Source organism: Mycobacterium sp. E136 (assembly GCF_001666865.1).
GTDB lineage: Bacteria > Actinomycetota > Actinomycetes > Mycobacteriales > Mycobacteriaceae > Mycobacterium.
Map to the genome: position 1 here is coordinate 1 of NZ_LZJE01000099.1, position 14,592 is coordinate 14,592.

Here is a 14,592-nt window from a genome sequence, read left to right on the forward strand (position 1 = left end):
CCCCGAGCGCGGGTGAGCTGGCCCTCGAAGACCGCACGGCGCTGCGCCGTGTGGCCGGTTTGTCGACCGAGCTCGCCGACGTCTCCGAGGTCGAATACCGCCAACTCCGCCTGGAACGCGTGGTGCTGGTCGGGGTGTGGACCGAAGGAAGCGCGGCCGACGCCGAGGCGAGCCTGGCCGAACTGGCCGCGCTCGCCGAGACTGCGGGTTCGGAGGTTCTCGAAGGTGTGATCCAGCGCCGCGACAAGCCGGACGCTTCCACTTACATCGGCTCGGGCAAGGCCGCCGAGCTCCGCGAGATCGTGCTCGCGACGGGTGCCGACACCGTGATCTGCGACGGTGAGCTCAGCCCCGCCCAGCTGACGGCCTTGGAGAAGGCGGTCAAGGTCAAGGTCATCGACCGCACCGCGCTGATCCTCGACATCTTCGCCCAGCATGCGACCAGCCGGGAGGGCAAGGCGCAGGTCACCTTGGCCCAGATGGAGTACATGTTGCCCCGGCTGCGAGGCTGGGGTGAGTCGATGTCGCGTCAGGCGGGCGGCCGCGCAGGCGGCGCCGGCGGCGGCGTGGGCACGCGCGGCCCCGGTGAGACGAAGATCGAGACCGATCGCCGTCGCATCCGCGAGCGGATGTCGAAGCTGCGCCGCGAGATCAAGGACATGAAGAAGATCCGTGACACGCAGCGCAGCGGCAGGCGGCGCAGCGAGGTGCCCTCGGTCGCGATCGTCGGTTACACCAACGCGGGTAAGTCCAGTCTGCTCAACGCGCTCACCGGTGCCGGCGTCCTGGTGGAGAACGCGTTGTTCGCAACGCTCGAACCCACAACGCGCCGAGGCGAATTCGCCGACGGAAGGCCGTTCGTGGTGACCGATACGGTCGGGTTCGTCCGCCACCTGCCGACACAGTTGGTCGAGGCGTTCCGCTCCACACTGGAGGAGGTCGTCGACGCCGACCTGCTGGTCCACGTCGTCGACGGATCAGACGCCAATCCACTCGCGCAAATCAACGCTGTGCGCACGGTCGTCAACGAGGTGATAGCTGAGCACGACGGCACTCGGGCGCCGGAACTGTTGGTGGTCAACAAGATCGACGCTGCCGACGATCTGACGCTGGCGCAGTTGCGCCGCGCGCTGCCGGATGCGGTATTCGTCTCGGCGCGCACCGGGGAGGGACTGGAGCGCCTGCAGCAGCGAATGGCTGAGCTGATCACGCCGACCGACACGGTGGTCGACGTGACAATCCCGTACGAGCGCGGCGATCTCGTCAACCGCGTGCACGCCGACGGCCGCATCGACGCCACCGAGCACACCGCCGAGGGCACCAGGATCAAGGCCAGGGTGCCGGTTCCGCTGGCGGCCGCGCTGCGTGAATACGCGACGTTCTGACGTTTCGAGCGTCCACGAGCGGCGAAGAGGCGCAGAGGTCTTCGACCCCTGCGCCTCTCGCGACGGTGTTGGTTACTCCTGCTCGGCCTCTTGACGCTTCTCGGCCGTCTTGGCCGCGGCCCGCGCGCTTTCGGCCTCGGCTTCCTTCTGCGCGGCGTTGCGCTGCGCGTCTGCCTTGTCCTGCTGGGCCTGACCCTCGCGGTAAAGGTCGTCTCGGCCGGCAACGGCGCCCAAAACCTCTTTGGCCTTGCCCTTCACGCCCTCAACGACGCCCTTGACGGCCTCTTCGGGCCCACTGTTGTTCTTGTCGGACACTGCGGCTTCCTCCTTGCCGGTCGAACGGTGTGACGGTTCAATACCCGAAACGCCGTTTCGCTAATCGGACAATTGATGCGCCGGTGAGGCACCTCACAGCAGGCCCCGGATTGTGCGTGGCGCTAGCCGAGTTCGAAGACCTCGGTCGCGGGCAGCGCCATCACCTGCTGCGCGAGTTGCGCTTTCAAACGGTCGAGCCGGTCTTCCTGCGGTCGCGTCCGATTTGCGGCACGGGCCAGGTGGACGAACTCGTCGGTGACGAACCCGTCGCGCAGCAGCAGCGTGGCCGTACTGCCGGCGTGCTCGACGACGAAAACGAAGTCTTCGAGCAGGCGGCCGCGGTCACTTCGCACCAGGGAACGGTCGACGACGTAGCGGTCGTCGGTGACACCCCGCGTCACCGCCTCGAAGGCGTCGCGGGCGCCCGGTCCGCGAAACGCGGTGCGCACCACGACGGATCGGCGTTCAGGAGGATCGCCCGGGCTCACGACGGAAAACCCGAGTTGCATGGCCTTGAACGCGATCGCGACGCCGGCGGGGGAATGGCCACCGTGGTAACGATTGATGTCCTCGAACGTGAACGCGAGCGTTCGTCCCCGCTCACGGACCTCGAGAACGTCGGTCATCTCGGACCGATCACCGGCGGTTCGTGAGCCCGCACCGGCGGCAGCGCGCCGCTGTATTTCTCCACCTGCACCAGCACATGCGCACCGGTGCAACCGTGCGCAAGCGACGAAGTACCCGCATCGTCGGTGAGCACGTTGGGATTTCCGTGGGCGCACATGGAGTCCGGGTCGGCGGGGTCGACGGGATCGAACCAGGCGCCCGTCGCCAACTGCACGACGTCGGGCCGCAGGCGATCGTCGATCACCAATCCCGCCAGGCACGCACCGCGATCGTTGAACACCCGCACCACATCACCGTCGGTGAGGCCACGGTCGGCGGCGTCGCGCGGATGCATCCGGATGGGTTCGCGCTCCGCGACTTTCGATTTCCGGCTGACCTCACCGCCGTCCAGCTGACCGTGGAGCCGAGATGCCGGTTGATTGGCCAGCAGGTGTAGGGGATAGTCGGTCGCCCGTGGGCCGCCCAGCCATTCGGCGGGCTCATGCCATTTCGGGTGTCCCGCGCAGTCGGCGTAACCGAATCCGTCGATGTCGGCGGAGAAGACCTCGATCAGTCCGCTGGGGGTGCCGAGTCGGTGGGCGACCGGATCGGCGCGGAAGTCCGCCAGCAGGGTCAATCCCTTCTCGACGGGTAGCCGTACCCGCCCGCGGCTCCAGAACTCGTCGAAGCTCGGCACGCCGAAATCCAGTTCAGCCGCCCACTTGTCGTACATGTGGGCCAGCCACTGCCACGCCGTGCGACCCTCGGTGAATCGATCGCCGAAACCCAATCGGCCTGCCAGCGCAGCGAAAGTCGTGTAGTCATCGCGTGATTCGGCGTATGGCTCGGCCAGTTTTGGCATCGCCATCAGCATCGGGTCGTTGCGGGACCCCGAGAAGTCGTCGCGCTCGAACGACGTCGTCGACGGCACGACGATGTCGGCGTGTTTGGCCATTGCGGTCCAATACGGTTCGTGGACCACCAGGGTGTCGACGCGACCCAGGGCACGCCGCAGCCGGGGGATGTTCTGGTGGTGGTGAAACGGGTTTCCGCCCGCCCAGTACACCAACCGGATGTCGGGGTAGACAAGCCGCTGGCCGTTGTAGTCGAACGGTTCGCCGGGGCGCAACAACAGATCGCTGATTGCGGCCACGGGGATGAACGACCGTACGGGGTTGATGCCCTGCGGCAGCCTCGGCAGTCCGCACCGCAGCGGTGGCAGGCCGGGTTCGTTCATCGAGCCGTAGCCGTGCCCGAAACCGCCGCCGGGAAGGCCGATCTGCCCCAGCATTGCGGCCAGCGTCAGGCCCATCCACGGCGCTTGTTCGCCGTACCGCACTCGCTGCAGCGACCAGCTGACAGTGACGATCGTGCGGTGCTCGGACATCCGCCGAGCCAACTGGGCGATGTCGTCGGCGGCGATGCCGGAGATCGCCGACGCCCACCGCGGAGTCTTCGGCACACCGTCGTCGGCCCCGAGTAGATACCGCTCGAAACGTTCGTAACCGGTGCAGTACGTGCTCAGAAAGTTTCGGTCCGCGAGTCTCTCGGTCGCGAGTACGTATGCGAGCGCCAGCATGATCGCTACATCGGTCCCGGGCACCGGCGCGAACCATTCGCATTCTCCGTCGACGTCGTCGCGCAGCGGTGAGAACGACACGATCTGCCCGCCACGGGCGCGGTACCGCCGCAGCGCATCTCGCGCCGGATGGGCGGTGGTGCCGCCGTGGTTGATCGACGTGTTCTTCAGCGACAACCCACCGAAGCACACGAGGAGTTCGGTGTGCTCGACGATGACCTCCCAGGAGGTCGACCGCTTGAACAGGTCGTCGTGCGTGCCGACGACGCGCGGCATGATCACCCCTGTGGCACCGAGGCTGTAGGAGTGCCGGGAAAACGTGTATCCGCCAAGGAGGTTCAAAAACCGGTGCACCTGGCTCTGGGCGTGGTGGAACCGGCCTGCACTGGACCAGCCGTACGAGCCGCCGAATATCGCCCCGTTTCCGTGCGAATCGACGACGCGGCGCAATTCATCGGCGAGCAGTTCGGTCAACTCATCCCATGTGACGGCCACGAATTCGTCGTTCCCGCGGCGCGTGGTCGGACCCGGGCCGCCGCGCAACCAACCCCGCCGAACGGCGGGTGTCGCTATCCGTGCCCGATGTCGAAGAGATCCGGGCAGATTGCCCAGCAGAGGTGAGGGGTCGGCGTCGCCCTCGAACGGACTGACCGCGGCGATGTCGCCGTCTCGCATCTCGGCGGCGAAGGCGCCCCAGTGCGTCAGGCTGACCGGGGCGGGCATGGCGTCAGTTTAGGTGCGGGCGACCTGCGGCTCGGAAACGGCCGGGTCGGCGTGAACCGCCTCAGCGATAGCGAATGCCATTAGTGCCACAATCGCGCGCGCAAGTCGCATCGATCGGCGCAAACATTGCCTGGTGGCTACCGATATTTGGGCAAATACTCGGCGGCCGTCCGTCATTCTCGTCTGCGGTGTGCAAACTATTTGCGATGCCGTCACGGCCGTTGTGGATGCAAATAGCCTTGGTGGCGCCGCGATTAATCCGGGCGGCACGGCGGGGTTATCCACAGCGAATGGAGTATCGGCAGGTATTTTCTTCCCAAGATCGGCGTGTTCGTTGGTTATTGGCGTCTGACGACGGATAGAGGACGGGTGCGAATTCTTCGAGCGAAATTTCGTGCCGACCCGGGAGGTCGAATGATCGGGCAGAACGGCCGGGGCACCTCGGTGTTGGGTCGAATGGCGATCGGTCTGCTCGTGGGCGCCGTCGCATTATTGCTGGCGCCGGTGGTGAGCGCGTCGCCGGAATCCGATGCGGCCAACGCCGCGATCACGGCGGCGTTCGACGCCAGCGGCGGAGACGGCGGCCCCCTGGGCCCACGGCAGGGCGACGTGTACGAAGTGGGCGACGGATTCGCGCAGAACTTCGCCGGCGGCAAGATCTTCTTCACCCCCGATACCGGCGCTCACATCATGCGGGGTGCGATCCTGGAGAAGTACGATTCGCTAGGCGGGCCCGCCGACAGCGACCTCGGATTCCCTACCATGGACGACGGCCCCGGGCGTGCCCCGGGCAGCTTCAACGTCACGTTCAGCGCCAGTGACAACCCGGTGATCTTCTGGACGCCCGACACCGGCGCGCGGGTGGTCCGCGGACCGATCAACGCCGCGTGGGACAAGTTGGGCGGGTCCACCGGAACGCTTGGTGTGCCGGCCGACGACGAGTCGTACCGCGGTGATCTCGTCACCCAGAAGTTCACGGGCGGCGAGATCACCTACAACACTCGCGACAAGAAGTTCACCACCGTGCCGCCCGATCTCGCGGGACAGTTGGCGGACCTGCAGGTACCGGGTGATGCCACTTCCGCGATCAACGCGGCGCGCCGTGCGGCAGGCGGCCCACTGGGGCCGTTGGGCGCCGCGGAGGGGCCCGCGTATCCGATCGGCAAGGATGGCTTGGGCCAGAACTTCGCCGGCGGCAAGATCTTCTACAGTCCGCAGACAGGCGCGCGAGTCGTCACCGGTCAGGTCCTGGCCAAGTACGAGAGCCTCGGCGGCCCCGAAGGAGACCTCGGGTTCCCGGTCTCCAGCGAGAGCGACGGCGGATTGCCCACCGCCAGCCGCATGTCCCGTTTCGCCGCCGATGACAAGCCGGTGATCTTCTGGACGCCCGACTACGGCGCGGTACTGGTGCGCGGCGCGATGAGTGCGGCCTGGGACAAGCTCGACGGCGCGGAGGGCACGCTCGGCGCGCCGATGGCCGACCAGACCGAGAAGGGTGACGTCGTCACGCAGCGGTTCAGCGGTGGGGTCGTCTCCTGGAATCGCAAGACCGGCGAGTTCAGCACCGAACCACCCAATCTCGCCGGGGAGCTCGCCGGCCTCGAGGTGCCTGCCGAGCAGAAGTCCGAAACGCCGGGCACTCAACGCTCATCGGATTCCGGCGGAGACAGGAACTGGTTCACCTTCAGCTGGTGGTGGCTGCTGGTGATCGTGCCGGTGATCGTGTTGGTCGGCCTGGTCGCGTTCGCGACGATGCGCAACAGGCGCCGCCCGGATGTCGATCGCCCGGGAGCGGTCGACGGCCGGTACGACGACACGTACGGCTCCGACGCCGAACACGCCTACGCCACACCGGGTTCGGACGAACACCTGTCCAACGGTGGGGATCCGTCGGCCGCGATGTTCGGCGATCGGTACGCCACAGAGGGTTTGGGGGCCCTTTCCGCACCGGGGGAGTCGGCCGACTCGCCGGGTAGCCCGTGGGAGGCGCCGTCCCAGAGCTTCGGCGAGCCTTCGGAATCGGCCGGCATCGGTGAAGACGAGGAGAACCCCGACAACGTCGACACCGCGCCCACACGCATTCCGGCCTCGGAGGAAGCCGCGATCGCTGCGGGGCGTCTGACTGCCGGCCACGACGAGACGACCGGCGAGCACGATGAGCCTGACGAATTCGATACCGCGGCCGAAGACCTCGATGTCACCGAAGACGTCGATGTCCCGGCCGAGCCGAGTGAACCCGCACCGCGACAACGGGATTCGCTGACCGACACGGGCCGCCACGCAAGGATCGTCATAGACGAACCCGAGGTACCCAGCCCCGCCTTCCGGTTACCGGTCGGCGGTTCAGGGGAGGCGCCCGAGGGATATCCGATCAAGGCGGACACCCAGTCGGGTCGCTACTGGCTGCCCACCGCCGCCGACTACGACGAGGTAGACGCCGAGATCTGGTTCTCGAGTGAGGAATTCGCCCGGACGAACGGATTCGTCCGCGCCGACTAGATCTTCCGGATGACGGTGACGACCTTGCCCAGCACCGCGGCGTCGTTACCGGGGATCGGATCGAACGCCGGATTGTGCGGCATCAGCCAGACCTGGCCGCGCGTGCGTTTGAAGGTCTTGACTGTGGCTTCGCCGTCGATCATCGCGGCCACGATGTCGCCGTTGTCGGCGACGTTCTGCTGACGCACGACCACCCAGTCGCCGTCGCAGATCGCGGCGTCCACCATGGAGTCGCCGACGACCTTGAGCAGGAACAGCGAGCCTTCGCCGACCAGTTCGCGCGGCAGCGGGAAGACGTCCTCGACGGCCTCCTCGGCCAGGATCGGCCCGCCGGCGGCGATGCGTCCCAGCACAGGCACGAACGTCGGCTCCGGTAGCGCGTCGGAGCCGGCGACATCGGTGCCGACGATCGGCGTCACATGGTCGTCGGCGCCGCGGACGTCGACGGCGCGCGGCCGGTTGGGGTCGCGGCGCAGATAGCCCTTGCGCTCCAACGTGCGCAGTTGGTGGGCGACCGAAGAGGTGGAGGTCAATCCGACCGCGTCGCCGATCTCCCTGATGCTCGGGGGATAGCCGCGACTGGTGACCGAGGCGCGGATCACGTCGAGGATGGTGCGCTGGCGTTCGGTGAGCCCCGGGTCCAGGGTTCGGGCCGCGCCGGCGCCTTCCGGGTTATCGCTGCTCGAGTCCATGCCGCCGAATGTAACCCGCGACATCCGATTAATCAAACATTTGTTCGAGGCGTGTCGCCCCGGTGCGGCCTGCGCGATTCCAAGGCGATTTTTTGTCGGTGGCCCGATTTATCGTTTCACAACAGTTCGATCACACGTTCTATCTTTCGAACATGTGATCGAGTATGTTCGAACACAAGAGCGAAGGCAGCGGACCGGAAGGCAGGAAGATGACCGTACTCGACACCCACGAATTTCCGCCCACGCGCGTGGTCAGCACCGGTTACCGGCCGGTTCGCGCCCGTCGGCGGCCCTCCACGGTCCGACCGGCAGGGGCCGCGGTGCGTTATCGCGGAACCGGCGTGATGATGTCGCGTGCTTCGCACCGGCGTCGGCCGATCACCCCGGTCACCACGGTGCTGCTGTCCCTGGTGGCGGCGGGAATCACGGTGTGGCTCGGCCTCGTCGCACAGTTCGGCGGCGTGGTGGGGACCACCTCGGCCGCGGTGCCGAGCCGGCTCGCGGTGGTGCAGGTCCAGTCAGGGGAGAGTCTGCAGCAGGTGGCGCTGCGGGTGGCGCCCGACGCTCCCGTGGGCCAGGTGATGGACCGGATCCGCGAGCTCAACCAGCTCGACTCGTCGTCGGTCGATGCCGGGCAGACGCTGATCGCCCCGGTCGGCTGACGTCAGAGTCGCCGGCAAACGACTTGGTGCGCAGGCGTGTTCACCGACAGATCGCTCAGATCGCTCGACTACGTGCCGTTCAGCGCGGTGCTGGGCCATCGCAACCCCTCGCAGGTACGCTCGGAGAGGTTCGAGTTGGTCGTTTGTTGGCGCGGCGAAGGAGCGGTGATGCACTGTCCGTTCTGTCGTCACCCGGATTCGCGCGTGGTGGACTCGCGTGAAACCGATGAGGGCCAGGCCATCCGGCGCCGCCGGTCCTGTCCGGAATGCGGTCGTCGGTTCACCACGGTGGAGACCGCCGTTCTGGCCGTCGTCAAGCGCAGCGGCGTCACCGAGCCGTTCAGCCGCGAGAAGGTCATCAAAGGAGTGCGCCGCGCCTGCCAGGGCAGCCAGGTCGACGAGGACGCGTTGAACCTGCTGGCACAGCAGGTTGAGGACGCCGTGCGCGCCTCGGGATCGCCCGAGGTGCCCAGCCACGAAGTCGGCCTCGCCATCCTCGGGCCGCTACGCGATCTCGACGAGGTCGCCTACCTGCGCTTCGCCTCGGTGTATCGCGGGTTCACGTCGGCCGAGGACTTCGAGCGGGAGATCGAGGACCTGCGGGCGCATCGAAACTCACCGCAACCCACGGCCAGCTGAGCCGACCGGGTTGTCTGGCAACCTACGGCACGGTGTGTTGGTCAGTCGATCTGCTTGATGCCGTCGCTGACCACGCGACCGGCGACGCGTACCCAGCCCTCGGGGCTCCACTCGGTGTAGATGTGTGAACCCTTGCCCTGCACGATCCTCAGGTCGCGACTCAGGTAGTCGGTGATCCGCACGGCGGCGGCGCCGGTGGCTTCGTCCTCGGGCACGCCGAGGTCGGTCGCGAACATCCGGGACCGCAGCTCACCCTTGTCCCTGTCGGTCCACGTCCACACGTAGTGGTTGATGTCGTCGGGATAGTCCGACGGGTCGAGGGCGAGAAGCTCGTCCACCGAGCCGGTGTCGTGGATGGCGAATTCGGGTGCCCACTCCGCGCGGGCCTGAACAGAGGTGAGGTCGTCGCTGTAGGCGATCTGGACGATGCCGGCGGGAACGCGCAAGGTGTGCACGGGCGCGCCCTGCTCGCGGAGCCACCACGCCGCGCCGACGGTGGGATGTCCGGCGAAGGGCAGTTCGACGGCCGGCGTGTAGATGCGTGCGTGTGCTGTGTTCGTGCCGGGGGCCGGCAGATCGACGAATATGGTTTCGCTGTAACCCAATTGGGTTGCGATCCGCTGGTGATCATTCGAGTCGACGGTGCTGGCGTCGACGACACCGAGAGGGTTTCCGTGGTTGCCGTCAGGGTCGGTGAAGACTCGCAACACCGTCACGTCGATGGCCATGGGGCCGATGCTACTTGCTATCGGCGTGAGGGTGGCGCGGTCGCGGTGGGTGGGAGATCAGGTCGCGCTGCGCTCGTCGGTGCCCATCGCGTCGAGCACCGCGACCCGCGTGTCGGCCGAACCGGAGATCGCGTTCTCGGTGATCCCCGCCCGCAGCAGCCCGCGCAAATACTCCTGGTCGTAGACCGCCGGTTCGGTGCCGTCGATGAACTTCTCGACCACCTCGACGAAGCGTTCGGGGTCGTCGTGGAACGGGAAATGGCCGGAGCCGTCGAAGATTTCCAATTGCGACCCCGGCATCGCTGCGTGGGCCATCCGCGCGTGGCTGACGGGGATCACGGCGTCGCAGCTGCCCCAGATCAGCTGAACCGGAACCGATTGTGTCAGATAGCAGCGATCCAGCATGGTCACCACCTGGCCGCGCCAATCGACGACCGCGCGCAGCGTCCGCGCGAACGCCGAAGACGCCGTCGGCTCGGGAAGATCGTTGAGGATGCGCAACACCTGAGGCAGATCGCGACCGAGGCCGGTCGATCCGATCACCCCGCCGGCGACGCGGCCCACCACCTGTAATGCGGGCAGCACGAACGGCAGCCGCAGCAGCGCCAGCGCCTCACTGCCCATCGGCAGCGAGGCGAACCGCAGCGCGATGTTCACATCACGCGTGACCCCGCCGGCGCCGACGAGGATGAGCCGGTCGACGAGCTGGGGGAACTGGTAGGCGAACTGCATGGCCACCCCGCCACCGAGCGAATGGCCGATCACGGTGACGTGGTCGATGTCGAGCACGCTCAACAGGTCGCGCATTCCGTTGGCGTAGGCGGCGACCGAATAGTCCGCGCGCGGCTTGTCGGATTTGCCGTGGCCCAACAGGTCCGGCGCGATGACCGTGAATCGCTGAGCAAGCTTCGACTGGACCGTCTCCCACGTGGTGGAGTTGTCGCCGATGCCGTGGATCAGCAGGATCGCCGGTCCGGAGCCCGCCACGCGGTACGCGCGCCGGTATCCGTGGATGGTGCGAAACTGCAGGACGGGCGTCAGATCCCGCACGGGGCGAAGGTTCGGCTTTCGCGGCGCCATTGCGCCAACTTAGCGGGCCGCCGTCAACCTCGCGCCTCGAGTCGCCCATTCACCGGGCGACGTTCGTCATCCGGCGTCGTCGCCGTCCTCGAAGCGGTCCTTGCCCTTCTTCTCGGCTTGCTGGGCGAGGAACCGCTCGAATTCGGCGCCGAGCTCTTCTCCGCTGGGCAGGTCCTCGTCGCTGGCCAGCAGCGACCGGTTCTCCTGGGCCGTCATGTACGCGTCGTACTGGCGCTCGAGGGCCGCAACGACCTGCGCGACCTCGGGGCTCTGCTCGACCTGCTCGTTGATCTTTGTGAGCACCTCCGCGCCCGCCGCGACCAGCGCCTCGAGCGGGAACTGCAGCGACGCGTTCCTGGCGACCTCGGCCAGCAACGCCTCGGCCGCCGCGGGATAGTCGGTCTGCGCCAGATAGTGCGGCACGTGGACGGTGAAGCCGACGACCTCGTGCCCGTGCTGCGACATCCGGAACTCGAGCAGGTTGGACACGCTCGCGGGGACTTGCACTTCGCCGATCCACGGCTGGTGATCGGAAATCAGTTCCTTGTCGCTGGAGTGCGCGGTCATCGTGATGGGACGGGTGTGCGGCACCGCCATCGGAATGGTGCCCAGGCCCACGACGCGGCGCACACCGAGCTGTTCGGCCAGCAGCCGCACGGCGGTGATGAACCGCTCCCAACGCAGGTCCGGTTCCATGCCCGCCAGAAGCAGGAACGGGGTTCCGACGCTGTCACGCATCGCGTACAGGTTGAGCTCGGGGTCCTCGTAGTTGGTGAAATGGTCGGTCTTGAACGTCATCAACGGGCGCCGTGACCGGTAGTCGAGCAGCTCGTCGATCGCGAACGACGCCACCAACTCGGTGTCGAGGGTGTCCTTCAGATGCTGGGCGGCCAGCCGGATGGCGCGCCCGGCGTCGGAGAAGCCTTCGAGGGCGTGGATGAGCACCGGCCCGCGGCCGTCCTTGGACGACAGCTGGGGCGCGGGGAACTCCAACTCGTACATGCCTGATTGGTCAGGCTGGTAGTGCTGCTCCGGGTTACCAGCGTTGTCAGCCATGAGCCTCGCCTCCTCGCAGTGGTGCCAGACCGTGAACGTCTTCTTACAGTGACAACTAGTCTCGCGCACGTTGCGTTCCCACTGCCCGGCATCCCATGCCCGAAGCGACGAAATTGTTTGCCGAGATCGGCCGGTCAGGTGCGGAACTGGTTGAGTGCGCGCAGTTTGTTCATCACGTCCAGCGCCGCGACCTTGTAGGCCTCGGAGAAGGTGGGGTAGTTGAACACCGCGTCGACAAGATATTCGACGGTCCCGCCGCACCCCATCACCGCTTGGCCGATGTGCACCATCTCGGTGGCACTGGTGCCGAAGATGTGCACGCCGAGCAGCTTGAGGTCGTCGGTGGACACCAGCAGCTTGAGCATGCCGTACGAGTCGCCGGCGATCTGCCCCCTGGCCAACTCGCGGTAGCGCGACACCCCGACCTCGTAGGGGATTGCGTTGCGGGTGAGCTCGACCTCGGTGGCACCGACGTAGGACACCTCCGGGATCGAGTAGATGCCGATCGGCTGCAGGTCGGTCATGCCCTTGGCCGGCTCGCCGAACGCGTGATAGGCCGCCAGCCTGCCCTGGTCCATCGACGTCGCCGCCAGCGCGGGGAAACCGATCACGTCGCCGACGGCGTAGATGTGATCGACCTTGGTCTGGAAGTTGCTGTCGACGTCGACGCGGCCGCGCGCGTCGGTCTGCAGGCCCGCGTTCTCCAGGTCGAGGTGCTCGGTCTGGCCCTGCCTGCCCGCGGAGTACATCACCGTCTCGGCGGGGATCTGCTTACCACTCGCCAGCGTGGTGACCGTGCCCGCGGCGCCGACGTCCACGGCGGTCACCTCCTCGCCGAACCGGAACGTCACCGCGAGATCGCGCAGGTGGAATTTGAGCGCCTCGACGATCTCGGGGTCACAGAAGTCGAGCATGTTGTCGCGTTTCTCCACGACGGTGACCTTGGTGCCGAGTGCGGCGAACATCGAGGCGTACTCGATGCCGATCACGCCGGCGCCGACCACGACCATCGTCGAGGGCAGCGACTTGAGGTCGAGGATCCCGTCGGAGTCCAGCACGCGGTCCTCGTCGAACTCGACGCCTGCGGGCCGGGCCGGCTTGGTGCCGGTGGCGATCATGATGTACTCGCCGCTGACCATGGTGCGCTCACCGCGGGTCGGTTCCTCGACCAGCACGGTGTGCGGGTCGATGAACCTGCCATGGCCCTGGATGAGGTCGATGCGATTGCGCATCAGCTGCGAGCGGACGACGTCCTGCTCCTTGCCGATCACGTGACTGGTGCGCGCGAGCAGGTCGGCCGGTGTGATCTTCTCCTTGACGCGGTAGCTGGCGCCGTACAGCTCGCGCTGGCTCATGCCGGTGAGGTACACGACCGCCTCGCGCAGCGTCTTGGAGGGGATGGTCCCGGTGTTGACGCAGACGCCGCCCAGCATCCGGCCCCGCTCAATGACCGCGACCGTCTTACCGAGCTTGGCCGCGGCGATCGCCGCCTTCTGCCCGCCGGGTCCCGAACCGATGACGACGAGGTCGTATTCGAGCATGGAAGCCATGGCAACAAGATGTACGCCGGTTGGACGATTTCCGCACGCCGACTGGCCTCAACCGAGGCCGAAATCATCCCCAACACGGGATTGATCCACAGCGGGGCGGACCTGGGCCGTCGATGGGCGATCGCCGTCCGAGCGGGCGGGGAAGGTCGGCCCATGACGACCTCACCATCACCCGATTTCCACCTCGACCGCCCGGCGGTCCTGATCGCCGCCCTGCCCGCCGTCCTCGGCTTCGTCCCGGAGAAGTCCCTCGTGCTCGTGACGGTGGACCGCGGCGCCCTGGGCTGCGTGATGCGGGTCGACCTCTCCGACGAGCTGCCCGAATCGGTGGAGCACATCGCCGAGGTCGCCGCGTCCGCACGACCGGACGCGGCGATCGCCGTCGTCGTGGACGAGGACGGCGCGGGTTGCCGACTCTGCAACGACGAGTACCGCGAGTTGGCCGCGATGCTGGCCTCCGCACTCGCCGACCGGGGCATAGAACTGCTCGCTGCCCATGTCGTCGACCGGATCGCGGCCGGCGGCCGTTGGCACTGCGTCGACGGCTGCGGCGCGTTGGGCACCGTGGACGACCCGGCCGCGTCGCCGCTGGCCATGGCCGCTGTGCTAGACGGGCGCAGGCTCTATGCCCGGCGCGGCGAACTTCAGGACGTCATCGCGGTCAGGGACCCCGCCCACGCGGACACTCTGGCCGGCCGCATCGACGATGCGCGAGCGGCGCGATCGGACGCCGACGCCTGCCGCGACATCGAGGCGGTGATGGCGGCGGCCACCCGTGTCGCCGACGGCGCCGAGTTGCCCGACGAGACGCTGGTCCGGATCGCGGCGGCTCTGACCGATCTGCAGGTCCGTGACACGCTCTACGCTCTCGCGGTCGGCGAGCGCGCGCCCCAGGCCGAGGCGTTGTGGGCGGAGCTCTCGCGGCGGCTCCCGGAGCAGTGGCGCGCCGAGGCCCTCGTGCTGCTGGCGTTCTCGGCGTACGCGCGTGGCGACGGTCCGCTGGCCGGACTGCAGCGCGGTGTCGAGCATGCCCGCCATCCGATGCGTCCCGTCACACCGCAGCGCCGCCTCCAGCGAC

The 14,592-nt window shown here is 67.4% G+C and carries 13 protein-coding genes; 5 read left to right on the forward strand and 8 right to left on the reverse strand.

Features of this window, described 5'->3' with window-relative positions; genetic code table 11:
- Nucleotides 1-1,385 (forward strand): GTPase HflX (gene hflX / locus A5698_RS07405; protein WP_068295075.1); only part of this gene is annotated, 1,385 nt, incomplete at its 5' end.
- A gap of 72 nt (nt 1,386-1,457) precedes the next feature.
- Here the strand turns inward: hflX and mbp1 are convergent.
- The 3 genes from mbp1 to A5698_RS07420 form a co-directional block, all read right to left on the reverse strand.
- Nucleotides 1,458-1,700, reverse strand: coding sequence for a microaggregate-binding protein 1 (gene mbp1 / locus A5698_RS07410; protein WP_067089958.1), 243 nt, complete (start codon nt 1,698-1,700; stop codon nt 1,458-1,460).
- A 122-nt stretch (nt 1,701-1,822) separates the two neighbouring features.
- Nucleotides 1,823-2,326, reverse strand: coding sequence for a hypothetical protein (locus tag A5698_RS07415; RefSeq protein ID WP_068295077.1), 504 nt, complete (start codon nt 2,324-2,326; stop codon nt 1,823-1,825).
- The gene (locus A5698_RS07420; RefSeq protein WP_068295080.1) at nt 2,323-4,608 is read right to left on the reverse strand and encodes a molybdopterin guanine dinucleotide-containing S/N-oxide reductase; all 2,286 of its coding nucleotides are present in this window, start codon (nt 4,606-4,608) and stop codon (nt 2,323-2,325) included. The genes A5698_RS07415 and A5698_RS07420 overlap by 4 nt, the downstream gene beginning before the upstream one ends.
- A 414-nt stretch (nt 4,609-5,022) precedes the next feature.
- On the opposite strand from A5698_RS07420, the gene A5698_RS07425 reads away from it, so the two are divergent.
- Entirely contained in the window at nt 5,023-7,107 is a 2,085-nt protein-coding gene (locus tag A5698_RS07425) for an LGFP repeat-containing protein (RefSeq protein ID WP_068295083.1), read from the forward strand.
- On the opposite strand, the gene lexA is transcribed toward A5698_RS07425, so the two are convergent.
- The gene (gene lexA, locus A5698_RS07430) at nt 7,104-7,799 is read right to left on the reverse strand and encodes a transcriptional repressor LexA (protein ID WP_068295086.1); all 696 of its coding nucleotides are present in this window, start codon (nt 7,797-7,799) and stop codon (nt 7,104-7,106) included. The two genes, A5698_RS07425 and lexA, sit on opposite strands and share 4 nt — an antisense overlap.
- Before the next feature lie 209 nt (nt 7,800-8,008).
- On the opposite strand from lexA, the gene A5698_RS07435 reads away from it, so the two are divergent.
- Together A5698_RS07435 and nrdR are read left to right on the forward strand one after the other, a co-directional pair.
- Nucleotides 8,009-8,461: a LysM peptidoglycan-binding domain-containing protein gene (locus A5698_RS07435; protein ID WP_068295098.1), complete on the forward strand. Its 453-nt coding sequence runs from the start codon at nt 8,009-8,011 to the stop codon at nt 8,459-8,461.
- A gap of 168 nt (nt 8,462-8,629) precedes the next feature.
- On the forward strand, nt 8,630-9,100 hold the full coding sequence (gene nrdR / locus A5698_RS07440; RefSeq protein WP_067090211.1) for a transcriptional regulator NrdR: 471 nt from the start codon (nt 8,630-8,632) through the stop codon (nt 9,098-9,100).
- Between the two features lie 41 nt (nt 9,101-9,141).
- Here nrdR and A5698_RS07445 read toward each other — a convergent pair whose 3' ends face one another.
- The 4 genes from A5698_RS07445 to sthA form a co-directional block, all read right to left on the reverse strand.
- Nucleotides 9,142-9,828, reverse strand: a complete 687-nt coding sequence (locus A5698_RS07445) for a PhzF family phenazine biosynthesis protein (protein ID WP_068295089.1) — start codon at nt 9,826-9,828, stop codon at nt 9,142-9,144.
- 57 nt (nt 9,829-9,885) lie between these two features.
- On the reverse strand, nt 9,886-10,908 hold the full coding sequence (locus A5698_RS07450; protein WP_068295092.1) for an alpha/beta fold hydrolase: 1,023 nt from the start codon (nt 10,906-10,908) through the stop codon (nt 9,886-9,888).
- A gap of 66 nt (nt 10,909-10,974) precedes the next feature.
- On the reverse strand, nt 10,975-11,964 hold the full coding sequence (locus A5698_RS07455; protein ID WP_068295095.1) for a proteasome assembly chaperone family protein: 990 nt from the start codon (nt 11,962-11,964) through the stop codon (nt 10,975-10,977).
- 134 nt (nt 11,965-12,098) lie between these two features.
- Nucleotides 12,099-13,505: a Si-specific NAD(P)(+) transhydrogenase gene (gene sthA / locus A5698_RS07460; protein WP_156614089.1), complete on the reverse strand. Its 1,407-nt coding sequence runs from the start codon at nt 13,503-13,505 to the stop codon at nt 12,099-12,101.
- 162 nt (nt 13,506-13,667) lie between these two features.
- Here sthA and A5698_RS07465 point away from each other — a divergent pair.
- The coding region (locus A5698_RS07465; RefSeq protein ID WP_156670642.1) for a DUF4192 domain-containing protein at nt 13,668-14,592 on the forward strand (925 nt) is incomplete at its 3' end.